Origin of the sequence: Rhizobium binae (genome assembly GCF_017357225.1) — a bacterium.
In the GTDB taxonomy this organism is placed as follows: domain Bacteria; phylum Pseudomonadota; class Alphaproteobacteria; order Rhizobiales; family Rhizobiaceae; genus Rhizobium; species Rhizobium binae.
Genome location: NZ_CP071608.1, coordinates 221413 through 243377, shown reverse-complemented (window position 1 = coordinate 243377; position 21965 = coordinate 221413). Strand labels below are relative to the sequence as shown.

The following is a 21965-nucleotide window of genomic DNA, read 5'->3' as shown; positions in this document are numbered from 1 at the left end:
TCTACAGTCAAACCCCGTTAAAACGGGGAGGATTACCGTCTCAAGCGCTGTGGCAGCAATGCAACGCATCGAACAGTCATCCTCGCAGATCTCCAGTATTGTGGGGGTCATCGACGAAATCGCGTTTCAGACCAATCTTCTGGCGCTCAACGCAGGCGTCGAGGCGGCACGATCCGGCGAGGCAGGAAAAGGTTTCGCGGTGGTTGCCCAGGAGGTGCGGGAGCTTGCTCAACGCTCCGCGCACGCAGCAAAAGAAATCAAGAATCTTATCCTCAATTCGGTTGATGAGGTCAGCAGTGGCGTCAAGCTGGTCCGAGACACCGGCGATGCACTCAAGATTATCATTCAACAGATAGTCCTGATCAACACTCAGCTTGATGCCGTCACCGCCGCTTCCAACGAACAGTCCGCAACCCTTTTTGAGGTCAACCGGACAGTCAATCAAATGGATCAGGTTACGCAGCAAAATGCAGCCATGGCCGAGGAATCCACGGCTGCAAGTACGGCACTTGCCATCGAGGCAAAACAGTTGCGCGGGATTGTAGCGGAGTTTCAAATTGAGAATGCTCTCTCTGAGAGGCAGACCAGTCAAACCAACCCGGAGACAGCGTCAATGTCTTCGCCAGCAAGCCGGATGCTTGAAGAGGTCGCGAACGCACTCGGCACAGTGAGTGACCGTCGAGTTGCAGATAGATCCCGGCAATGACCGCGGACCGCCTCAGGTCGTTCCCAGATTGCTTCAAATGGAGTCCATTTTGCCGCCACTTAAGAAGCTTCCCGAGGATCTGTAGCGGATGTCATTAGATGACGAAATTCAGCAAGTCAGAAAGAAGAAGACTGGCGGCACCGCGTAAAGCCGCCAGGCATTCGCTGTCTCCGAAAGCAAGGGCAATTTCATCACCCGGGCGATGGAATACCAATTCCCGAAAGCTTTCCTGGATTAAATGAAGCATCGGGTTTCCCCCTCGTACGATGTCGCCGTGAATAATGATGAAATTGGGCGCCATGAACTGCTGGAGGTTCGCCAGACCGACCGAGATATTGAACGCGTAGTCGCGAAGTAATTCTCTTGCGCCTGGGACATTGTCGTTGGCCAGAGTCAATAATCGGCTCACATCCAATGAGTGAGGTTGTGGCAGCCGCCTGACCTTGGCCTCGTCTGCTAACCACTTCGAGCTGGCGATTGTTTCCCAGCATCCGCGTCGGCCGCACTGGCATAACCGACCTTTGATGTCTACGGTCGTATGACCGATTTCACCGCCTGCACCTGCGGATCCCCGATAGAGATGCCCATCAAGGTAAAGCGCCCCACCCAAAGTCTCGCCGATATGGACCGAGGCGAAGTTTCTCCGACCGCGGCCTTGCCCAAACCATCGGTCTCCAACCAGCAAAGCTCTGGTATCCTGATCGACACACACGGTAACTCCAAATCTTTTGTGCAACTCGGCTTCGAGGGGTAAGCCGTCCAGGAATGGCCCGAGACTGACGGTCACAATTGTGCCCGTCTCCGTATTGATCGTTCCAGCCACTGCTACACCTATCCCTAAGATCGGCTTGCCAGATGCGATAGTTTCTTCGACACAGGTGCATATAATACGTGAGGCGTCGGAGGGGTGTGTTAGGTTCTTCGGAAAATCGGCGGCGTGTTGAGCATAGACCTCGCCCTCCAAAGAGACCAAACACGCACTCACGCGGTCGTGCAGCAGGAGCACCGCGCACATAGGTCTTGCATCCTTGGAAAACCATAACTTGGTAGCTGGCTTGCCCCCTGTTTCGTTCGGAGGTATCACTTCTCCTTCCGCAAGAACACCCTGATCGATCAGGGGCTGCACAATCCCTCCGATAGTTCCTCGAGTCACACCGGTAAGGCGGGCGAGATCCGCTCTGCTAGATGGCCCTATGTCGTACAAGGCTTGCAACAATCGGCCCCGATTCGCGGCGCCCAAGGTTCCCGTTGGAATCAATCTTTGAGCCAGTACAATACCCTTAGTGCTCTCATCAATATGGTGATCGTCAGGACTGCCCTCGCGTTCTCCCAGTCGATGAGCTTCGTGTCTTCTTATCAAGGATTCCATAGCATCCAATCCTGTTGCCGAATTCCATTGCCACCAACGGCCAGTACTAGCGGAGGGCGACCTTTCGCCATTCGGTGGGGCTCGGATTATGAGCTGGGGTGGCAATGTGCTGTTGGTCCAACGCTTCTTCAATCGGCACCGGGCGTTACGGGAAACTTTGGCCGGTTCCCGTCCCCAGCTTCATTCAGTGATCTCAGTTGTCCGGCCAGCCGTTAAAAAACTATTGAAATTTCCAACGTGCTCCGCACAGAAGCTGACCAAAGTGACGCCTTAGGCGCCCGTCCGCCAATATACAACAAATATTCAGTAACATAATTATTGTGCCCGCCTGCTCCTAATTCTACTTTATAATATACTTTGTGATATACTGTAATTTAGCTACCAAACGTGGGAAAGCAGTGCTAGCGTTTGTGTGGGCTGATCAGCATTCTAGTGAGCATGATTGGAGAACGTGATGAACGGATTCGGTGCACTACGGCTCATAACTCGCAACACAACTGGTGCTTTCTCAGGCGAGAAGCTCGCCGTTTTCGGTGGGAAGCCTGTGGTCCCCCAGGGACGTGTTACACCTTGGCCCGCCGCGGAGAATAAGCACTTGCATGCACTCCAAGGTGTTGTGGATGGTGGAAGGTATCACCGCGTTAACCACCCAATCGTGAGCGATTTGGAACAAGATCTTGCAAGCTGGACTGGGAAGTGGCAAGTGCGCGCTGTCGGCAGCGGAACGGCGGCCATTCACATCGAGCTCGACTACGTCAAAGAGCGAGGCGAGCAAGTCGTTACCGCGGCACTGAATTGGCCAGGAGCGGTAGGACCAATCAAAATCAGCGGTCTCGAACCCGTCTTCGTTGATGTCGACATGAACTTGGCCGGGATTGATCAGCGCGCGGCCGCTGAAAAGTTCAACCCTAATGTAGCTGCAGTTTTAGTCACTCACCTTTTCGGAAACAATGTTCTCGTCCCCGACGCGAGGTCTGCAGCGCGAGCTCAGGGCATTGCTGTGATCGACGACATCTGCCAATCAATCGGCGCCGCGAAAGCAATCGTCGGCGGTGCGCATCTTGATGCAGACGCGCTCGCTCTATCCGGAAACGGCGCCAAGCACCTTGGGGCCGGCGAACTGGGATTTGTCATTACGGAAGACGCCAACTTGATTGCACATGTTGATCGCGTATCGCTGTCCAGCTCGTCTCGAAGTGGAGCGCGAATATTCTCGCCCTATTCCCAAGGGTACAACTACAGGCCGAACGTATTCTCGTCATCTATAGCGAAGCTGCGGGTAACAGAGATGGATACGCAACTGCAAATCCGAAGAGACAATTGCAAGCTTTTATGGGAGATGATCGGCGAACTTGTGGGCATATCTCCTCTCTTCAACCCATCCGACTGCGACCATTCGATGCTCAACTTTCCCCTCCGGATCGAACCTGAGGCGCTTGGCTTCGCACCCGGCCCGGCTGCAAGGGATTTCGTGGTCAGGTCTCTGCAGGCCGAAGGCGTGCCTATCTGTGTTTGGCTCACGAAGCCCGTATTCGAATATCTTCCAGACATTTGCGACAACTGGAAGGCCGCCGATTTCCCGAACACAGTGAAACTGTTGGATACGATGTTTTACGTCTCGGAGATTGCGCCACCCAACAATGGCGAATTGATGGAGCTTTATGCAGAGGCGTTTCACAAGGTTTGGAATGCTCTTCATAAGCAAGGTCCGAAGATCGCGGCAGAAGCAATTTCCGGCTGAGCACGACGCATCAATTTCCCAGTGCCGCAATGGTCAACATCCGATCGGATACAATCCTACCCTGCTCAATGCCTGGAAGATTGAAAGCTGGAACTGGGACAAACCTCAGAGTCATTCTATAATGAGGACTGCTTATGTCTTTTTCAAAACGTCCGGAACTACTGATCTTCGACTGCGATGGGGTTCTCGTCGATAGTGAGCTTATTGCAACTGCGGTGCACATCGAAGCTTTGGCGAAATTCGGCTACATCATATCGGCTGAAGAGTATAACGATCGCTTCATAGGGATGACTGACCAGCAAAGTTATTCAGTCATAGAATCCGAGGGCGACTTACGCCTACCGGAGGATCATCATGAATGTGTGATGGCCGAAGTTGCAAAACGATATCCTCGCGATCTGCATGCAATCAGCGGCGTTCGGCAAACCTTGGAGACCATTAATTTAAAGAAGTGCGTGGCGTCGAACAGCGATGCTGCAAAGCTTTCCTTGGCGCTTAAAGTCACGGACCTACATGATTACTTTTGGCCCCATGTCTTCAGCGCTTCGCAGGTTGCGAGTGGTAAGCCTGCGCCGGATCTGTTTCTGTTTGCAGCAGATCATATGAACACACCGGCTAGCAGTTGTCTCGTTATTGAAGACAGCGTTGCTGGCACTCAGGCGGCGGTGGCAGCCGGGATGATGGTGATTGGCTTCGTAGGTGCTTCGCATTGCCTTCCTGGGCACGGAGACAAACTGATGGAAGCAGGTGCCACTAAGCTGTTTAGCCGCATGACCGCGTTGCCACAAATCTTAGCAGGTTTGTGATCACGCTGTTGCGTGCTGGCGACCCGTCTTGAATCGCGGCGTCACCGTGCAGGATATATCGTGAGGTCCGATAGCTCACTAGTGCACGGGCTTCACCTCAAGTTGACCGATCGTCACGCGATTGCTCGGCCCGCCAAAAAATGGAGACACTATGACCGAGAAAGCAATGGTAGCTGGAACTCCGGTAACGATCGAGTACCTAGAAAGATTTCCGAATTTCATTTCCATTTGCGCAAGTTGGTCTTTCGGACAATGGGGTTGTCAATCAAATGGCTCGTACGAACAAACGCGAGGCGAGTTTGAAGCGGCAACAAAAAGCTCGATGCCGCTAACACTAGTCGCCATCGAAAACGCGTTGCCAGTAGGAATGGTCACGTTGGCTGATCGTGATTTCGATGGAAAATCTCATCTATCCCCTTGGCTTAAGTCGCTTTTTGTCCATCCATTTCACCGCAAAAAAGGAATAGCCAGGTTGTTGATCGAGCGGCTCGAGCACGAAGCATCGTGCCTCGGTTGCAAGAGTCTTTATCTGACAACAGAGGACGCGCAACTTCTTTACGAGAAGAGCGGCTGGCGGGCAATTGATCACGTCCAAACATCGTATGGCGAAGCGGCGTTAATGAAGAAAGCCCTGCTTCCTCTCAACTGAGGCTACGCTAGGACGAAATAATTGCGCCGGAGCTCCAAGCTGCTTTCATGACAACTCTCTCAACGCTTGAGCACGCGACGTCGCGACGTGGCAACGCAGCGCCTTGGGTGGAAGCTGATTTATGGATCATCTTGATGTTGAAGAGCGTGTTATTGCCGGCACATCGCAGCGATAGTGGGCCGGCTAAAAACTTCCTCGCACTACGGGCACCCCCCAGGATTTCGCTCTCCCAAGCCTTAGCCACTGCTGTGATGGGCTGTTGCAAAGGCCGCACGAACAAGCCGTACAAAGTAGCGAGCTACCCGAAATTCTCATCGAAAGGTTCCGAATCTCCATGGACACCAGCAACAATGTGGCATCAGTGCTTGTGAATTTTTGCTCCTCGCGTCTCGGTTACCTCGGCGGCCGACGTGATCTGCGTGCATCGCTCACTTTAACTTCTCTTCTTGCTTTCGGTATTCCATCCTACGCCGCAGCAGAGGCGCTACTTCCGGTAAAGCCTTCACCATATCTTGTAAGTGCGATTACAAGAAACATGTTCAAGCTGCCGAAACCCGATGACGACTTGGTCCTGCTATCTGCGCACCGCGGATCCTGGGAGATCTATCCTGAGAATTCAGCCTATGCCTTGCAAGACGCCTGGAATTCGCAGATTGAGAGCGTGGAGGTCGATGCCCGCTTCACCGCAGACAAAGAAGTCGTTCTATCTCATGACTACAGGATTGAGCGCGAATCAACTGGAAGCGGCCTATTATATAATCAGAACTTGTCGCAGCTACGACAGGCCGATCTACGGGACCGACATGGCCGCGTTTTTACGGATTCACAAGGGCGAAAGGCGAAGTTCCTAACATTCTCCGCCGCGCTCGATCTACTCGCCGAATATGTTTCCGATGATGGTCATGGGTACGTGATGATCGTCGATATCAAGGCGGCAGTCGATGATCAGGACCCTACTGATCCCATCGAGCTCATGCAACGCTGCCTTGACATTCTCGCGAGCAAGGGAAATGCGAAACTCAGCAAAGCCGTTGTATTCAAGCTCAAAGCAAAGGATGCGGCGGATGTCGGCACGATTCTAAATCGGACAACCTACGACCCCAACCTCATTGGCGGGCTAATTGTCGTCGAAAACCCGGATGACGAGAATGTGAAGGATTCCAGCTATGATCCCCACGAGGATCCAATCTACGATCAATGGAATGTGGTGCCGTTCTCCATTCAGTTTGAAATGAACCAATTCTATAAAGGTGACGGTCTGCAGGCATATTTCGACTATATCGACCAGCAGCAGGGCTTCGCCACCTATCATGAAAGTAACTACTTTCCAGAGGGCGTCGCAAACAGCGCCGGAAAATGCTGCTTCGAGCACAACACGGATCCGAAATCGACCGCTCAGCGAGGGATCGTACCAGATTACCGAGGAGATCCTGAGATGGCGCTCGTCAATCGTACCAATCTTATCACCACTGATTGGCCCGACGTAGTCGGCGATATGCTGCGCCAGATACGGCGCCGCAACACCTCCGAACTCACTCGCTAGAGCAAGACCTCCGCTTTCAAAAAGGGAATGTTTTGATGAATAATGGAATAAAAATCTTCCTATTGTCTTCCGCGCTGGGCTGTCTTGTCGCTGGAGAAGGGCAAGGAGCATCATGTACCAATGAAGCCAGTTGCCTTAGAAGCGCGTCGGAGAAAGTATCTCAGACGCTCACACCGAAGGTAGTGCCCATTTTCGGGGAATTTCCAAAGCTGTACATACACGACTCGGCGGCAGAAGCGGATTATCCGGTGCCCGAAGATACGAGGCAGGCATTTGACTTCTATACCAACAAGACTTCCTTCAACCTTCCACCGCGCACGTCAATCGAGACTAGTCAAAGCGCGTCGATCAGACCAGACACGGGGTTCACTGTCCTTTTGGTCGAAAAAACCCGTGAAAATACTGTTCCTAATGGCGGCAGCGCCTTATCGCTTCTAAGTTCTAATTCAAACGATGCTTACCTATCATTCGCATTGGGAGCTGCACCCAATCCGAATGGTCAGAAGTGGTCATTCGCGAAAAGCCTGCTTCAAAGCGACATGGCGTCTACTGCATGGTGGCAGAAGCCCTGGGACATGAACGTCGTGGGGCCAACAGGGGCATTCTCCGGCACTGAGTGGATTTACTATACCTTTACTCCAGACGGCAAAGTTCGCATGGACCGTTTTGCGCCATACACATATTTTCTAGCGTTTACAGCTTACCAGTGGGATGAGGCAGTGCTCGACAGTGGGTTCCCGCATTCTCCTTTCAGCTCTGGCACGCCAACCGATCGTCCGAAATCCGTCATTTTCGGATCGGTTGGCCCATGGGTTATTGGCGCTGCAGCAGTGCCCGGTCAGACATCGCCCATGATTGAGCCAATTGAGGCGTTACCGGGGTTTGAGGGAGTGACGATCTTCGCGAACCCCTTGTCGATGAAAGAAGTCGTAGCGTATCAGAACTCCCTGAAGAGGAGCGACTTTCTCGACGTCAACATGCTGCCCTGCAACAGCGGCCAGTACCTTTCCGGCGAGATAAGGACTCCCTGCGGCACGGCTCGTCCTGGCAATCCTCCGTCGAATGTAAAATCGGTGGCTGGTGATGCGATCCGCACTAATATTGAACGCTTTGAATAACGAATGTTGGACGACTCTGATTTGTTCCAACGCGATCAGACGGCATCAGTTTCAGCTACCGCGATGCCGCAATCCCGGTCGCTTGTGAACCGAATGTCTGACAAGATTGGGCAAAGATGGTGACCACTCAAGCGTGGAAATCGCCGCGTTAAGATATTCTAGAACTATAGCAGGATTAAGCCGTCTCAATTTCTGAGCATTGCAGCAGTGAGATTTTCTCCGGCGCGGCCCCAGGTGGCCGGCGTGGGATCCTCAAATCGTATCGCCAGCGAGGCCGGTTTCGTGAAAGCCTTTTGAGTTTGCTCAGCGACTTGAGCGTAGGTCCTCGTCCGGCCCTTATTCATCTCTGGCCCAGCCCTTGCTGTCGGCTGTCTTCGCGAGGAGGAATGCATAACAGCTGCTGATCTCGTCGAGCTTTCGAGCTTTCTCACTAACTCGCCGTCCGATCCACCGAGCAAGGTTTTGATAGCCCTCGCCTCTTGTTGACCTCTGCCAATCATTCCCAATAAAGCGCGCGGTCGCATTGCCGAGGGGAGAAACCCTTGGTTTAGGGCTGCCAAACGATACGGCTGCGCGCCTCAATCCGTCTAGGAAGCTTGCGTCATCGAGTCCGCTATAAGGTTTTCCTTCGGAATTCGTCGCATTGAGGAAGATCTGCTCGTCACCGACTACGCTATATCCGCCGCCCAAGCCATTTTTCGTTGCGTCCGCTGCTTCGAAGAATCTCTGCGCCACGGTGGCGCTAAGGCTGCCCTGCGCAAACCGCACGATTACAAGGCCTGTCTTACCTGTCGTGTCGTCGAGGCGAGAGGTAAGAACGCGATATTGGCGCAAGACGTAGCCTAGCGGGCCGGCAAGCCTATCCGTCACGGCGTCATCGAGATCACCCTCGGTCTGAAGCGATGCATTTGTTTTGAGGAGATACCCGCCCGGCGTAACCTCTGTCCTCAAGGTCGCAGCGTCGATCCCGTTGGCTGTTATGATCTTTGGCACAATGTCTTTTGAGACTTCGGCTGAAAACGTCGCTCGATCAACATAGCTAGCCTGGCCAAGCCGCAGCAAATGGAAACCTACGGAGGGCGTTGCCCGATAGGACACAAGCACCTTTCGCTCTGCAGCGCTGTATTCTGGGATGCTGAAGGGATGGCGGCAGCCTCTTTGATTTGGCAACATAATTAAAATGCTGGTAGGTGATGCCGACGTCGGCTCTTGGATTGCCCGCAGCAGCCGCAGATATGCGCGGCACTCGACAAAATTCTTCAGGCTCGTTGACCAGGATCATTCGTCGAGATGACAGTTTGAAATGTCAAAAACTTTTCGCAGGCCCCGGAAAACCTGTTAATCCACGTTCGTTCACCTCTTGTACAATCCTTGAGACGGCACCCTGTTCTAGATCAAGGTGGTTCATCAACGCGGACTCCACCAGGGTCGTTGCCGTGCCTAGTTCAGACATTGCGTCAATTAGCTTCTCGAGGCTTTCAACAAACGCGGGCCGAAGTTCCGACGCAGTTAGTTCCATTCGTAAAGGGTGAGTGCAAAAACAGAACCGGTGGACGATTTTGCAAGCCTCGCAATTCGATGCTTCTTGCGCGATTTTAGTGAATATCGCTTCTGCCCTTAAGGCAAGTTCGTCAGAGGACAATTTATCCGCCACGGTCCAGCTCTCTGGGACCTGCGGCCGCATTCGATTCAATGCCGAGATCAGGGTTTCACGTCCGACAACATAAACATCTAACAGAGCTCTTTCCGACATCGGCCTGGTGAAAAAGCCTCTTTGAGGGATGTATTGAATCTTCCCTTCAGCTGCGAGCCGCTGAAGCGCTTCGCGAACTGGTGTTCGACCAAGATCGAGCTTAGACGCTAGATCCTGTTCCCTGAGATGTTGCTCCGGCACACGACCGTTACTGTGGAGAATTCTTCGAATAGCATCGTAGGCAATATCGGCCTTTGCAGGTTCTGGTTCAGTAGAAAAATTCGAGCCACCCCCACGACCTTGGGGCGCGTTCTTGCAACACCGCATTTGATAGTTTTCCTCTGTCGATATCCTTCAAGGACCCTACAGGAGCTTTACTTTGAGACCGGACGGTCGCTTGGAATTGAAGGTCGAATTAGTCGACCCTTCCAATACTTGCGCCGCGTTTCACGCCCGAACCAGATTCGGGATCAACCACCTGTATTATAGCCGCGGCCGTAATTGGCAGCTATCGCATTCTGCCGCTAAGTTCAATGCCATAGGCACAAGGCTGCGTCGGGATGGCGCGCTGGTCCAATGTCTAACGCCCGTCGTATTACGCGCAAGCGGCCGCCTTTAAGCGAACCGGGTCTCCAAGGCCTGGAAGTGCCATCAATGTACTGACAGTTTTCAAAATCAACATGTGCATGATAGCTCTTCGGTGGACGTGATCGGTTACTCCTATCAATCAGCTGATTATAGGCTTCGGCGGATTTGATGTAGACGCGGTTCGCGAGAGCCTCGACTTGTCCATCAGTAGCGATGGCTTCGCCGTTGTCAGAATCGCCTCCAGCGCAATCAAAGACACGTTCAGATTTTGAAAGAGACCATGTGATCTGATGCATTTGTTCCGGTTCGTGTTTGGTGGCGAGATGTGCTTTGGTTAGGTCCAGGCCTATGCTTGCCTCGTGTTCGGCAGGTGGTTGTTGCAATGTCGACAATATTTCAAGGCTCAGCTCCATGCCGGTCACTACAGGACGGTTAACCCGATAATATCTTCCGCTATCTGCGACTTCGCGAAGCGCATCCAGATGCTCGTTCCGTGCGGCCGGCTGCCAGCGTATACCACGCCGTTGAGCAAGCACGCGTTCGCCATCGAGCAAGACGAGCCCCATTTCCGGGCTATCACACCTGGGTTCGTTTGGATGCATTTTGTCACGTCGGTTCATCTAAGCCTCCCGTCGCTGACCGGGGTAGTCCCATGCCGCGTGTTGAGCACGTCTAGACGGCACTCCGCCATAGATCAATATTTAACAATAATATATTTTCTGATATATTTAGCCAATCGCCATGGCTTACATTTATACTTTGTTGGGCGAGTACACAACTCGGTACGATATCGTATTACGCAAGAGAGTTCAAGATTTGCTTGAGTCCGCAAATGTTCGAGCTGACAATCTCCCGTTGGCGATGGCCAAACCTCGAAGTGGTAATGTACGGCTATGACTCCCTCAAGCAGCACGAAAAGTTCCCCTTCTATCTGACAACCCCGACATGTTGGTCGGATTGAGTATTTCGTCACCACCGGGCTGATCGCCAATGAGTTGAATTTATTGGAAGAATCTCAGTCTCGACGGAGACACTTCCTTCGCTCTTGTATTGAAAGTCGAACACCAGATTGCTGACAGGATAACGCGTGGGACGAACACCGGTTACGCCGAAGTCAGTTTACTCGGACCACCATTATATTCGGCCGGCAGAGAAAGCGTTCTCGGAAGGTCGGAAACGATGACATCCTGGCTCCCCTTGCGGTAGATCCGACTAGCTTTCGCTGGACGAGCGATGGTCTGACTTGACAACTCTTGAGAAGAGCTCGGATTTTGACTCGTCAAGGATACGAAGGACCGCGGCCGCCCTAGGAGTTTTAGACAAGATTTGAGACATGCGTCGCACTGAAGTCGCTACACAGCGGCCTTAAGGAGGATGCCTGCAGCAGCTCACCGAGTACAGGAGGCGCTTAATGGGAAGCCCTTCAAGCTCCTACAGCTTATAGGGCCATCCAGGCTTCAGACTTAGCCGAGCTGGACGCTTCCGCCTAATTGGCTGGCGCGAAGGCTAGCGCCTGAAGTCATTCGTCGCACCCTTGCTGTAGAGACAGCTTGCCGACTGCGATTGGTGGAAACCCAGGCACGCGATCATCGTGGCACGGTGATCGATGAGCGAATCTAACCGCATTTATTCTTCCACCAATCGCAACACTGGGGGCGCGTCATATGCGCGGAACGTCTTAAGGTCGACTTGAACCATCGGGCCACGCGGCGTGTGTATCGTGAGGGTACTGATATCGACATCAATGCCGGATTTGTGTACGTCGCGGATGGCGTCATTCATTTTTTGAAGCGCTGCGCCTAGTCTTTCCTTAGCATGCTTCTGCCTTGTGAGGTAAGATGTCATGGTGCCCTGCTTGTTTGCTGCTTGAGTTCCGCTTATGCGGTCAATTTGATTCGCGCTATGAATCGATAGTGTTTCGAGCACGATCGAACGGGCTCCTCTTTAGTTTAGACACCGTGGCTGGTCGCTAAGTAACTGCTGTAGCAGGTCGGACCTTTGCAAATTTCGCATTCTTCCCTCCATGGCGAGACGAAAATATGCTTCCCGATCGTTGCGCGAGCTCCATTTCGCTTCAGCACCAGCGCAACCCATTTGGCCATAGAGAGTTGTTCGCTCTCGCCGTGGCGTGCAGTTTGCTGCGCCACATAGAACGCCAAGCTGAAGTTTTTATTTCGCCCATTGGGCGCGATTTCAGGATGGCAATCTACAACAGGGAGAAATATTGGCATCGTGTCGTTATCATTAGTCCATTAAATATATAGACTACGTCGCAAAAGGATGTCGCCGACATGAAAATTCTGGGTCTTGCGGGAAATGTAAAACGACCATCGCGAACTGCCTCCCTTGTGGAAGCACTTGTGTCGGCAGCCACATCGAAGCTGGGTCTCGATGGGCAAACCATAGAACTGGTTGACGCTGCCCCCATTCTCTTCAAGGCGCTTCGATCGGACCAGTTGGATGCCGAGGGGCGGGCGATTATCGACGCCGTCGAGGCGGCTGATGTCCTTGTTGTCGGGTCGCCGGTCTACCGGGCATCGTATACCGGCGCTCTCAAGCATCTCTTCGACCTTGTTGACTACCGCGCACTGACCGGAAAGCGGGTCATTCTGGCTGCCACAGGTGGCACACCGCTGCACGGTTTGATGACCGAACATCAGTTGCGCCCGCTATTCGGCTTCTTCAACGCCCTGACACTGCCGACGTCGATCTACGCTACCGAAACCGATTTCACGGATTATGAGATCGCCAGTCCTGTGGTTCAAGAGCGTATCGAGCGCGCCGTTTCAGAACTCGCTCAGGTGCTGCCGCTCTCTGATCACACCGCTGCCGCGCGCGCTCATGCAAACCGCCCGGCGCTCGCCTCCGCGTCAGCCTAGCCATTTCAAGAGGGAGAGTATCATGTCCTATGCCAGCAGAGAGCCGGTCAAATTCGCCTACTGGGTTCCCAATGTTTCGGGTGGCCTCGTCATTTCCAATATTGAGCAGCGGACGAGCTGGACGATCGAATATAACAGAAAGCTGGCGCAGATCGCCGAGGCTAGTGGCTTCGATTATGCGCTGAGCCAAATTCGTTTCACCGCCGGTTATGGCGCCGAATTCCAGCATGAATCCGTCTCCTTTAGCCATGCGCTGCTGGAATCGACGACAACGCTGAAGGTGATTGCCGCCATTCTGCCGGGACCATGGAATCCTACACTGGCGGCCAAGCAGATCGCCACCATCAATCACCTCACCAATGGTCGTGTCGCCGTCAATATCGTCAGTGGCTGGTTCCGAGGCGAGTTCCACGCAATTGGCGAGCACTGGCTTGACCATGACGAGCGCTACCGCCGCTCGGAGGAATTCATCCGCGCACTGCGCGGTATTTGGACCGAAGACAATTTCACGTTCCACGGCGATTTCTATCGCTTCAACAATTATTCGCTTAAGCCCAAGCCGATCGATCCACAGCCGGAAATCTTCCAGGGCGGCTCCTCTCGCGCTGCACGCGACATGGCATCGCGTGTTTCCGACTGGTACTTCACCAATGGCAACACGCCGGAGGAAATCGGCAAGCAGGTGGCTGACATCCAGGGCAAGGCGAAGGCTAACGGTCATTCCGTCCTCGTTGGTGTCAACGCTTTCGCCATCGTCCGCGAGACCGAGGTAGAGGCAAGGGCCGTGCTCGCCGAGATTATTGAGAAGGCCAATCCAGAGGCGGTCAATGCCTTCGGGCACGAAGTCAAGAACGCCGGGAAATCATCACCTGAAGGCGAGGGCAACTGGGCGAAATCCTCTTTCGAGGACCTGATCCAGTACAACGACGGCTTCCGCTCCAACCTGATAGGGACACCACGCCAGGTCGCCGAGCGGGTCATCGACCTGAAGCGCGCCGGCGCGGACCTCATCCTTCTCGGTTTCCTGCATTTCCAGGAAGAGGTCGAGTATTTCGGCAAGCACGTCATCCCGTTGATCCGCGAGTTGGAAGAAGCCGAAACGGCGACGGCCGTCGCCGCCGAGTAATCGCAACACGTTGTCGGCCGGCCCGCAAAGCCGGCCGCATCAACGATGACAGGCCAAGAACCCGGTGGTTCGTGGTGGGATAGCGTGCGCCTATGAACTCGTGGGCTCGTGGCGCGCCGTCGAAAGCAGGGGCGTGCACACTATGACATTTGCCTTCGGAGGCTTGGGAGCGGCGCCGTTTCCGCCGGACGTTCAGGAGCACTTGGCCGGCTTGGACAGAGGAACAGGCGCGGCCTGGGCGTCGCCCATTGAAGCCGGCGCAACGGACGGCATCATTCTGGAGCTGGCCCGCATCGATCTATCCTTCGGTGGCGTCGTCGCCCTGAAGGATATCGATCTGTCCGTTTGGCGTGGCGAAATCCTCGCCGTTATAGGGCCCAACGGTGCTGGCAAGAGCTCGATCATCAATGTGATCAGCGGCGTATACCGACCCGATCGCGGTTTTGTGTGGCTCTCCGGGCGCCGCCATGCCCAGGTCCCGACGCAGAAACTTGCCCGTCTCGGCATTGCTCGCACGTTCCAAAACCTGGCATTGTTCAAGGGTTTGAGCGTTCTCGACAATGTCGTGGTTGGACGAGCGCAAAAGACGCGGTCTAGCTTCGTCGAACAGATCGTCGGCCTCGGTCGAGCCCGCACGGAACAGAGGGATGCCCGCAGTCGGGCTTTCGAGGTGCTCGAGTTCCTCCACCTTTCGCATATTGGCGATCGTCTGGTCGGTACACTGCCTTATGGTCTGCAAAAACGGGTGGAATTGGCGCGCGCTCTGGTGGCCGAGCCCGACATCCTGCTGCTCGATGAGCCGATGGCCGGAATGACGGCGACGGAAAAGAACGAGATGGCCGATTTCGTGCGCGCCGCACGTGACAGGTTCGGTACCACCGTCGTGCTGATCGAGCACGATATCGGCGTTGTCATGGGGTTGTCCGACCGCGTTGTCGTGCTCGACTACGGCCGCAAGATCGCCGATGGAACACCCAACGAAATCCAGCGCGACCAGCGCGTGATTGATGCCTATCTCGGTGTCGCTCCCGAAAATGAAGAGGGGGCGGGCATCTGATGGCTGACTTCGACTGGCTGTTCTTCATGGAGATTCTCGTCGGCGGCCTTTTGTCCGGCGTCATGTATTCGCTGGTCGCGATCGGTTTCGTCCTGATCTATAAGACATCCGGCGTCCTCAATTTTGCGCAAGGGGCGATGCTCCTGTTCGCGGCGCTGACCTTCGTCAGCCTGACGGAACGCGGCATTTCCTTCCCGCTCGCATTCGCGATCACCTTCGCGATCATGGTCGTTATCGGGATAGCTGTCGAGCGTACCGTGTTGAGGCCGCTGACCAACAAACCGCCGATCACGCTCTTCATGGCGACGCTCGGCCTCTCCTATATTGTCGAGGGCGCTGCCCAACTGATCTGGGGCACGCAGGTGCACGGCCTTGATCTCGGTATCGAGGATGTGCCGTTCGATGTCGGTGGTGTCTACATCAGTCAATTCGACATCTTCGCAGCCGTCGTTGCCGCCTCCATGGTGCTGCTGCTCTCTGTCTTCTTCCGTTACACCCGCATCGGGCTCGGTTTTCGCGCCGTGGCCGACGATCAGTTCGCGGCGCTCGCCGTCGGGTTGAGACTGCCTTGGATCTGGGCGACGGTCTGGGCCACCGCAGGTCTGGTGGCGCTGGTCGCCGGTCTTTTGTGGGGAGCCCGCGTCGGGGTGCAATTCTCACTGTCGCTGATTGTCCTGAAGGCCTTGCCGGTTCTCGTCCTCGGTGGGTTCGACTCGATCCTCGGCGCGATCCTCGGCGGGTTGCTGATCGGCGCGTCCGAGAAGCTGGCTGAGGTCTATATCGGCGGATATTTCGGCGGCGGCATTGAGGGTTGGTTTGCCTATGTGATCGCGCTCGCCTTCCTCCTCGTTCGCCCTTCCGGCCTGTTCGGCCAGAAGCTCTTGGAAAGGGTCTGACCGATGTCCACGATCACTTGCGATCTGCCGGCCTACCGGTTCCCCGCCCGCTGGGCGACGCCGTTGGCTTGGCTTGCCATTGCCTATGTCATTGTGCCGCTTCTCGGGTCAGACTACCTGTTCGAGGCTATCCTGCTGCCGTTCATGGCCCTCAGCCTCGCCGGCTTGGGGCTCAATATCCTGACGGGCTATGCCGGGCAGGTGTCGTTGGGGAGTGCTGCCTTCATGGCTGTCGGCGCGTTCGCGGCGTTCAATTTCAATCTTCGCGTCGACGGTCTGCCTTTGATCGTCAGTATGGTACTTGCTGGTTTCGCTGCGGCCGGCGTCGGCTTGGTGTTCGGCGTTCCCAGCCTGCGCCTCAAGGGCTTTTACCTCGCGGTATCGACGCTTGCAGCGCAGTTTTTCGTGCAGTGGGCACTGACCAAATTTAGCTGGTTTTCGAATGAGTCCGCATCCGGCGTTATCGATGCGCCTCAGCTTTCGGCTTTCGGTCTTGTTTTCGATGGGCCCGTCGGACGATACTATTTCGCGCTGACGGTGGTCGCCGTTCTCACTTTGCTGGCCCATCGGTTGGTGAATTCGCAGACCGGCCGCAATTTCATTGCCGTGCGCGACAACGAGACAGCGGCGCGGATCATAGGCGTGCCGGTGCTGAAAACCAAGCTTTTGGCCTTCGCAATCTCCTCCTTCATCATCGGCATCGCCGGAGTCCTGTGGGCGTTCGCCTATTTGCGCACGGTCGAGCCCGCCGGTTTCAATCTTGACCGGTCGTTCCAGGTCCTGTTCATCGTCATCATCGGGGGGCTTGCATCGATCCGCGGTGCTTTTTTCGGAGCGGCGCTGATCGTTGTGTTTCCCCTGGTCCTGTCCCGGCTTGGCTCCTTCCTGCTCGGAAATATCTTCAATTCAGGCGTGTTGGATATGAGTCAGCGCATCGTGCTCGGCGCGCTCATCATCCTCTTTCTGGTCCTCGAACCGGATGGGCTTGTCGCCCTTTGGGATCGGGTCCGAAAACGAATCCGTGCCGCCATCGTGCAGTCCTGATCGAAACGGAGCTATCAAGGCTCTCGAAATGCCACCAGCCCTTATCAGATCAACCCGGACCGGCGCCTTGCCCCGGTCGATACCCGGAGTATGTCCAAAAATGACGATCCTTGCCAAATTCAAGATTGCGGCTCTTGCCGCCGGCCTCGCCTTCACGGTGGCCCTGCCGATGGCCCATGCGGACGAACAATATTTCCCGCTCCAGAGCTATCGCGTCGGCCCCTATGCTGCCGGCGGCACCGGCTTCTTCGGTGGTTTCATCGATTATCTGAACCTGATCAACACGCGCGACGGCGGCGTGGGTGGCGTCAAGCTGACATGGTCGGAAGCTGAAACGCAGTACGAGGTCGAGCGTGGCGTCGAAGCCTACGAGCGCCTGAAGTCCAACCCGAACGTCGCCGCCTGGAACCCGCTTTCCGTCGGCATTGCCTATGCGATGATCGATCGCATCACCGCCGATAAGGTGCCGTTGATTACTATCAATCATGGCCGCACGGATTCGACCGATGGCCGCGTTTTCCCTTATGTTTTCCCGCTGCTGCTCAATCCATACAGTGAGACCTCAGGCATCGTGAACTACATCGCCGGCAAGGAAGGCGGTATCGAAAATCTCAAGGGAAAGAAGATCGTCGTTCTCTATCACGGCTCGCCCTATGGCAAGGAAACGATCCCGATTTACGAACTGCTGGCGCAAAAATATGGTTTCGAACTTCAGCAGATCGAGGTGCCGCATCCTGGCAACGAACAGCAGTCGCAATGGCTCACGATCCGCCGCGCCAAGCCAGACTTCGTCGTCCTACGCGGTTGGGGCGTGATGAACCCGGTCGCGCTGAAAACCGCAGCCAAGGTTGGCTTCCCGGCAGATCATATTATCGGAAACGTCTGGTCCAATTCAGAAGAAGACGTCATCCCCGCTGGTGATGCCGCCAAGGGCTATACGGCGATCACTACGCAGGCATCTGGCACAAAATACCCGGTCGTTCAGGAGATCGTCAAAACGCTCTACGACTCCGGCAAGGGCAACCTCGAAGACAAGAAGCGTATCGGGTCAGTTTATCATAACCTCGGTATCGTCAACGGCATCCTCAATGTCGAGGCAATCCGTATCGCGCAGGAGAAGTTCGGCAAGCGGACGCTCACGGGCGACGAGGTCCGCTGGGGTTTTGAACACCTACAACTCAACCCGGCGCGTGTCGAGGCGCTCGGCGCCAAGAGCCTGTTCCACTCGATCAACGTTACCTGGGATAATCATGAGGGCAACGGCTACGTGACTTTCCAACAGTGGGACGGGAAGAAGTGGAACGTTGTCTCTGACTGGATTGCACCGGACTGGGCACTGTTGCGGCCGATCATCGAGAAGTCCTCGGAAGCCTACGCGACCGAGAAGGGCATCAAGCTTCGTACCGCGGCAGACGCCGAAACGGCGACCAACTAATCCCTTCATGCCGCGCCTGACAACAGGCGCGGCATGAAGAGCTGGCGCGAGGGTGGTGCCTCTCTCTCCAACCTCTCGCCTTCTCTCAATCTCGCCTTTCAAGGCAAGAGGACACTGTCATGGCTCTGGAAACCACTCTGCTTGCGGTCGATGATCTGAAGGCAACGTACAATCACGCCATCACCGCACTCGACGGCGTCGGTTTCCATCTGGCGCGTGGTGAAATTCTGGCGCTCCTTGGCGCCAACGGCGCGGGAAAGACGACGACGCTCAAGGCGTTGTCCAATCTGCTTCCAGCCGAACGTGGGCAAGTCGTTTCCGGCAGCATCCGCTTCGACGGGCTCGATGTCCTGCGCACAAGCCCTGCTGCACTGGTGCGTGCCGGTCTCGTGCAGGTGCTTGAGGGCCGCCATTGCTTCCGCAGCCTGACGGTCGAGGAAAACCTCGTCTCCGGCGGGCTTGGCCGCAGCGGCACGCGCGCTGAGATCGCCGAGGATATCGAGAAGATCTACGCGCATTTCCCCAGGTTGAAGGAAAAGCGTCGTGCACTTTCCGGCCTGACCTCGGGTGGCGAGCAGCAGATGACGGCGATCGGCCGGGCGCTCATGTCGCGGCCGCGCCTCCTGGTTCTCGACGAACCATCCATGGGACTGGCGCCGCTCATCGTCCAGGACATTTTCCGGAAGCTCCGCCACCTCAATCGCGAAGAAGGTCTTTCTATCCTTGTGGCGGAGCAGAATTCCGCCGTCGCTCTGAAATATGCGGATCGCGCCATCATTCTCGAAAACGGCGCCACGGTGCTGACCGGTGACGCACAGGATCTGCGCGGGCGCGACGACATCAAGTCTTTCTACCTCGGCCAGAGAGCCGTGGCTCCCTCCATCCCCGCCGTTGTCGGCTAACACGATCCAAGAGGAGAAACACCGTGACCCATCCTACCATAAATACCGAAAATGCCGCAAAGGCCGTGCCACCTGTTCCACGCCCGTCGCAGCCCGCCCACATTATCAAGACTGACGCCGAAGCGATTGCCATCGCCAAGGCACTCGCGGCAGAGTTCGTCAAGGGATCGGCAGCACGCGATCGCGACCGCATCTGGCCGGTCAAGGAACTGGACGCGTTTTCGCAAAGCGGGCTTTGGTCTATCAACGTGCCGAAGGCCTTCGGCGGTCCCGAGGTCTCTTATGCGACGCTTGCGAAGGTCATCGAGATCATCTCGGCGGCCGATTCATCCATCGGACAAATCGCGCAAAACCACCTGGGTGTGGTCGCCGCCATCCGCACGGTGTCAGACGAAGACCAACAGAAGCTGCTCTTCGCGGAAGTGTTGAAAGGAACGCGCTTCGGCAATGCCTTCTCCGAATTTGGATCCAAGCGTGCGGTCGACTTCGAAACAAAATTCGTTGATGCCGGAGATCATGTCGTGGTCAACGGCCAGAAATTCTACTCGTCAGGAGCGCTGCTCGCGCATCTGGTGCCAATCGTGGCACTGGATGACGAGGGCAGGGCCTGGTACGCAATTGCCGAGCGCGGTGCCCCGGGTCTGACTGTCATCGACGACTGGTCCTCCTTTGGCCAGCGTACCACGCTGTCGGGCACGGTACTGCTTAACAACGTCAAAGTGTCGAAGACGCATCTCGTGCCTGGCTACAAAGGGTATGAAGTGCCGACTGCGGACGGAGCGATCTTCCAGATTATCCAAGTGGCTGTCGATACCGGCATCGCGCAGGCCGCGATTGACGAGACCGTCAGTTTTGTGCGCACCAAGAGCCGCGCCTGGGTGGATTCCGGCGTCGACAACGCTTGGGACGATCCGTACACAATCCAGGCGATCGGGGACTTGACGCTAAGGCTTCATGCGGCGCAGGCGCTGCTTGAAAAGGCAGGTTATGCCATTGACCGAGCGATCCTCGACCCGAACGCGGGAACCGTTGCGGAAGCCCAGATCGTTACCGCCGAAGCCAAGATCCTCTCCACTGAGATCGCGATCGCGGCCGCCAACAAGTTGTTCGAACTGGCAGGAACGCGCTCGACCCTTGCAGAGCACGGGCTTGATCGCCACTGGCGCAACGCCCGCACCCATACTCTGCACGACCCCGTCCGCTGGAAGTATGCCATTTTGGGTAAGTATTTCCTGAACGGCGAGAAGCCACCGCTCCACGCCTGGAGCTGAGGTTTTCGATCTGCAAAGCACCCTGAGATCAGGTGCTCTGCAGATTTGTCTCCAGCGTATACGAGGGAAGAAGTTGTGGCCTTCGTCAACGGCCGCCGATCGTCATAGCCCCCAGTCGTTTTCATATCTGCCGGCCAACTACGAAGGGCGTGCCGTGCGGCCGAGATAAACATTTTCGCATCCGTCATTCAAATAGGTCATATCAAAACAATGGATTTCACTAATTCGCTCTTGGAAAAGATAAGGGGCACAGGCGGCACCCGTTGCCTCATAAGGAGTATTTGAGATGATGATCAAAGGCACTGATAACAGCCCCTTTATTAACGGATCCGATGACAACGACACAATCTATGCACGCGAGCTCAATGACTGGATCAAAGCCGGCGGCGGCGATGATTGGGTTTGGGCTCAAGCCGGCCACGACGTGATCTTTGCCGGTGACGGCCATGACATTGTCTATGCGGGGGATGGCTCAGACACAATCCATGCTGGTGATGGTGACGACCTCCTGTATAGTGACGGCTCATTCAAAGCCTTCAACCCCTTCGAAGTGCGCCGCGTAATACCACATAGCGGCGAGAGCGACGACAGGCTCGACGCCGGTAAGGGAAGGGATACCCTGGTGGCCGGCGACGGCGCAGATGTTCTGACTGGCGGCGAAGACGGCGACGCCTTCGTGTTTCGGTTCCACGATCCTATGGTTGGAACAACGCACTGGTATACGACTGTGACGGATTTCGACCCGAAGCAAGACCGTTTTGTCATGGACGCCGGTGACTTCGGCAAAGGGGATCTGTTTGGCGCAAATTTCATCAACCACTCGAAGGGTTTCCCAGGCGAATTTGTGGACACTTTCTACAATGGCGAGGCCGCGAAAGCGCACGGTCAGCACGTCGTGGTAATCACGGATCGAGGGTTCACGTCTGGCTCTGCCGCCGCGACCGCTATTCACGACGAAGTCCCCGGTGACATCATTGTCTACCATGACGAAAAAACTCTCGGTCAAGATGGCAAAACTCACGGTGCGACACTAGCCTATGTCGATTCTGCGAACCACGCGCATGCCTTCGCTCATGTCGACAATCTGCACGACATGTCGGATCTTACCTCGCTTACGGCGGAAAATTTCGGCTTCATTTAAT

At 55.4% G+C, this 21965-nt stretch carries 20 protein-coding genes and 2 pseudogenes; 16 read left to right on the top strand and 6 right to left on the bottom strand.

Translation table 11 applies throughout. From position 1 onward, the window contains the following. Positions 1-37: 37 nt before the first annotated feature. A pseudogene (locus tag J2J99_RS30330) lies at positions 38-706 on the top strand (methyl-accepting chemotaxis protein); the annotation flags it as partial. Between the two features lie 94 nt (positions 707-800). Here J2J99_RS30330 and J2J99_RS30325 read toward each other — a convergent pair. After that, positions 801-2075 carry an ROK family protein gene (locus tag J2J99_RS30325; protein WP_168301801.1) on the bottom strand — a complete coding sequence of 425 codons (1275 nt, stop codon included), beginning with the start codon at positions 2073-2075 and terminating at the stop codon, positions 801-803. 454 nt (positions 2076-2529) lie between these two features. Here J2J99_RS30325 and J2J99_RS30320 point away from each other — a divergent pair, with 454 nt between their 5' ends. From J2J99_RS30320 to J2J99_RS30300, 5 genes are all read left to right on the top strand, one after another. Next, the gene (locus tag J2J99_RS30320) at positions 2530-3816 is read left to right on the top strand and encodes a DegT/DnrJ/EryC1/StrS family aminotransferase (RefSeq protein WP_168301800.1); all 1287 of its coding nucleotides are present in this window, start codon (positions 2530-2532) and stop codon (positions 3814-3816) included. A gap of 134 nt (positions 3817-3950) precedes the next feature. Further along, complete coding sequence (locus J2J99_RS30315) at positions 3951-4622, top strand: HAD family hydrolase (protein ID WP_168301799.1); 672 nt, start codon at positions 3951-3953, stop codon at positions 4620-4622. 151 nt (positions 4623-4773) lie between these two features. After that, positions 4774-5271 (top strand): GNAT family N-acetyltransferase, encoded by a 498-nt coding sequence (locus tag J2J99_RS30310; protein ID WP_245515214.1) that lies wholly within the window; start codon positions 4774-4776, stop codon positions 5269-5271. 334 nt (positions 5272-5605) lie between these two features. Then, positions 5606-6814, top strand: a complete 1209-nt coding sequence (locus J2J99_RS30305) for a glycerophosphodiester phosphodiesterase family protein (RefSeq protein ID WP_245007029.1) — start codon at positions 5606-5608, stop codon at positions 6812-6814. Positions 6815-6849: 35 nt separating this feature from the next. Further along, positions 6850-7932, top strand: coding sequence for a hypothetical protein (locus J2J99_RS30300; protein ID WP_205919229.1), 1083 nt, complete (start codon positions 6850-6852; stop codon positions 7930-7932). A gap of 336 nt (positions 7933-8268) precedes the next feature. Here the strand turns inward: J2J99_RS30300 and J2J99_RS30295 are convergent, their stop codons facing one another. The 3 genes from J2J99_RS30295 to J2J99_RS30285 all read right to left on the bottom strand — a co-directional run bounded on the left by J2J99_RS30295 (position 8269) and on the right by J2J99_RS30285 (position 10833). After that, positions 8269-9036, bottom strand: coding sequence for a hypothetical protein (locus tag J2J99_RS30295; protein ID WP_246763171.1), 768 nt, complete (start codon positions 9034-9036; stop codon positions 8269-8271). Positions 9037-9238: 202 nt separating this feature from the next. Next, complete coding sequence (locus tag J2J99_RS30290; RefSeq protein WP_168301798.1) at positions 9239-9952, bottom strand: GntR family transcriptional regulator; 714 nt, start codon at positions 9950-9952, stop codon at positions 9239-9241. Positions 9953-10155: 203 nt separating this feature from the next. After that, positions 10156-10833, bottom strand: coding sequence for a hypothetical protein (locus J2J99_RS30285; RefSeq protein WP_168301797.1), 678 nt, complete (start codon positions 10831-10833; stop codon positions 10156-10158). 617 nt (positions 10834-11450) lie between these two features. On the opposite strand from J2J99_RS30285, the pseudogene J2J99_RS34655 reads away from it, so the two are divergent. Continuing rightward, positions 11451-11543, top strand: a pseudogene (locus J2J99_RS34655) (helix-turn-helix domain-containing protein); the annotation flags it as partial. A 296-nt stretch (positions 11544-11839) separates the two neighbouring features. On the opposite strand, the gene J2J99_RS30280 reads toward J2J99_RS34655, so the two are convergent. After that, positions 11840-12139 (bottom strand): hypothetical protein, encoded by a 300-nt coding sequence (locus J2J99_RS30280; RefSeq protein ID WP_244604854.1) that lies wholly within the window; start codon positions 12137-12139, stop codon positions 11840-11842. A gap of 23 nt (positions 12140-12162) precedes the next feature. Then, positions 12163-12444, bottom strand: a complete 282-nt coding sequence (locus J2J99_RS30275; RefSeq protein WP_168301796.1) for a hypothetical protein — start codon at positions 12442-12444, stop codon at positions 12163-12165. A gap of 60 nt (positions 12445-12504) precedes the next feature. Between J2J99_RS30275 and msuE the strand changes: the two genes are divergently transcribed. The 9 genes from msuE to J2J99_RS30230 all read left to right on the top strand — a co-directional run bounded on the left by msuE (position 12505) and on the right by J2J99_RS30230 (position 21964). After that, positions 12505-13092, top strand: a complete 588-nt coding sequence (gene msuE, locus J2J99_RS30270) for an FMN reductase (protein WP_168301795.1) — start codon at positions 12505-12507, stop codon at positions 13090-13092. A 22-nt stretch (positions 13093-13114) separates the two neighbouring features. Next, complete coding sequence (gene sfnG / locus J2J99_RS30265; RefSeq protein ID WP_168301794.1) at positions 13115-14218, top strand: dimethylsulfone monooxygenase SfnG; 1104 nt, start codon at positions 13115-13117, stop codon at positions 14216-14218. 163 nt (positions 14219-14381) lie between these two features. Next, the gene (locus J2J99_RS30260) at positions 14382-15275 is read left to right on the top strand and encodes an ABC transporter ATP-binding protein (protein WP_376741976.1); all 894 of its coding nucleotides are present in this window, start codon (positions 14382-14384) and stop codon (positions 15273-15275) included. After that, positions 15275-16171 carry a branched-chain amino acid ABC transporter permease gene (locus tag J2J99_RS30255; RefSeq protein ID WP_168301792.1) on the top strand — a complete coding sequence of 299 codons (897 nt, stop codon included), beginning with the start codon at positions 15275-15277 and terminating at the stop codon, positions 16169-16171. Before J2J99_RS30260 ends, J2J99_RS30255 begins: the two co-directional genes overlap by 1 nt. 3 nt (positions 16172-16174) lie before the next feature. Beyond that, on the top strand, positions 16175-17215 hold the full coding sequence (locus tag J2J99_RS30250; protein ID WP_168301791.1) for a branched-chain amino acid ABC transporter permease: 1041 nt from the start codon (positions 16175-16177) through the stop codon (positions 17213-17215). Between the two features lie 100 nt (positions 17216-17315). Next, positions 17316-18650, top strand: a complete 1335-nt coding sequence (locus J2J99_RS30245) for an ABC transporter substrate-binding protein (protein ID WP_127431427.1) — start codon at positions 17316-17318, stop codon at positions 18648-18650. Between the two features lie 119 nt (positions 18651-18769). After that, complete coding sequence (locus J2J99_RS30240; RefSeq protein ID WP_131702639.1) at positions 18770-19552, top strand: ABC transporter ATP-binding protein; 783 nt, start codon at positions 18770-18772, stop codon at positions 19550-19552. A 23-nt stretch (positions 19553-19575) separates the two neighbouring features. Further along, the gene (locus J2J99_RS30235) at positions 19576-20823 is read left to right on the top strand and encodes an SfnB family sulfur acquisition oxidoreductase (protein WP_168301790.1); all 1248 of its coding nucleotides are present in this window, start codon (positions 19576-19578) and stop codon (positions 20821-20823) included. A gap of 286 nt (positions 20824-21109) precedes the next feature. Further along, positions 21110-21964: a calcium-binding protein gene (locus J2J99_RS30230; RefSeq protein WP_168263630.1), complete on the top strand. Its 855-nt coding sequence runs from the start codon at positions 21110-21112 to the stop codon at positions 21962-21964. Position 21965: the final 1 nt, after the last annotated feature.

What these genes read in the sequence shown, in the direction of transcription:
- J2J99_RS30255 (WP_168301792.1), top strand. Translation starts at nt 15,275, where the DNA reads ATGGCTGACTTCGACTGGCTGTTCTTCATGGAGATTCTCGTCGGCGGC.
- J2J99_RS30320 (WP_168301800.1), top strand. Translation starts at nt 2,530, where the DNA reads ATGAACGGATTCGGTGCACTACGGCTCATAACTCGCAACACAACTGGT.
- J2J99_RS30285 (WP_168301797.1), bottom strand. Translation starts at nt 10,833, where the DNA reads ATGAACCGACGTGACAAAATGCATCCAAACGAACCCAGGTGTGATAGC.
- msuE (WP_168301795.1), top strand. Translation starts at nt 12,505, where the DNA reads ATGAAAATTCTGGGTCTTGCGGGAAATGTAAAACGACCATCGCGAACT.
- J2J99_RS30250 (WP_168301791.1), top strand. Translation starts at nt 16,175, where the DNA reads ATGTCCACGATCACTTGCGATCTGCCGGCCTACCGGTTCCCCGCCCGC.
- J2J99_RS30290 (WP_168301798.1), bottom strand. Translation starts at nt 9,952, where the DNA reads ATGCGGTGTTGCAAGAACGCGCCCCAAGGTCGTGGGGGTGGCTCGAAT.
- J2J99_RS30305 (WP_245007029.1), top strand. Translation starts at nt 5,606, where the DNA reads ATGGACACCAGCAACAATGTGGCATCAGTGCTTGTGAATTTTTGCTCC.
- J2J99_RS30315 (WP_168301799.1), top strand. Translation starts at nt 3,951, where the DNA reads ATGTCTTTTTCAAAACGTCCGGAACTACTGATCTTCGACTGCGATGGG.
- J2J99_RS30325 (WP_168301801.1), bottom strand. Translation starts at nt 2,075, where the DNA reads ATGGAATCCTTGATAAGAAGACACGAAGCTCATCGACTGGGAGAACGC.
- J2J99_RS30230 (WP_168263630.1), top strand. Translation starts at nt 21,110, where the DNA reads ATGATGATCAAAGGCACTGATAACAGCCCCTTTATTAACGGATCCGAT.
- J2J99_RS30275 (WP_168301796.1), bottom strand. Translation starts at nt 12,444, where the DNA reads ATGCCAATATTTCTCCCTGTTGTAGATTGCCATCCTGAAATCGCGCCC.
- J2J99_RS30300 (WP_205919229.1), top strand. Translation starts at nt 6,850, where the DNA reads ATGAATAATGGAATAAAAATCTTCCTATTGTCTTCCGCGCTGGGCTGT.
- J2J99_RS30245 (WP_127431427.1), top strand. Translation starts at nt 17,316, where the DNA reads ATGACGATCCTTGCCAAATTCAAGATTGCGGCTCTTGCCGCCGGCCTC.
- J2J99_RS30310 (WP_245515214.1), top strand. Translation starts at nt 4,774, where the DNA reads ATGACCGAGAAAGCAATGGTAGCTGGAACTCCGGTAACGATCGAGTAC.
- sfnG (WP_168301794.1), top strand. Translation starts at nt 13,115, where the DNA reads ATGTCCTATGCCAGCAGAGAGCCGGTCAAATTCGCCTACTGGGTTCCC.
- J2J99_RS30240 (WP_131702639.1), top strand. Translation starts at nt 18,770, where the DNA reads ATGGCTCTGGAAACCACTCTGCTTGCGGTCGATGATCTGAAGGCAACG.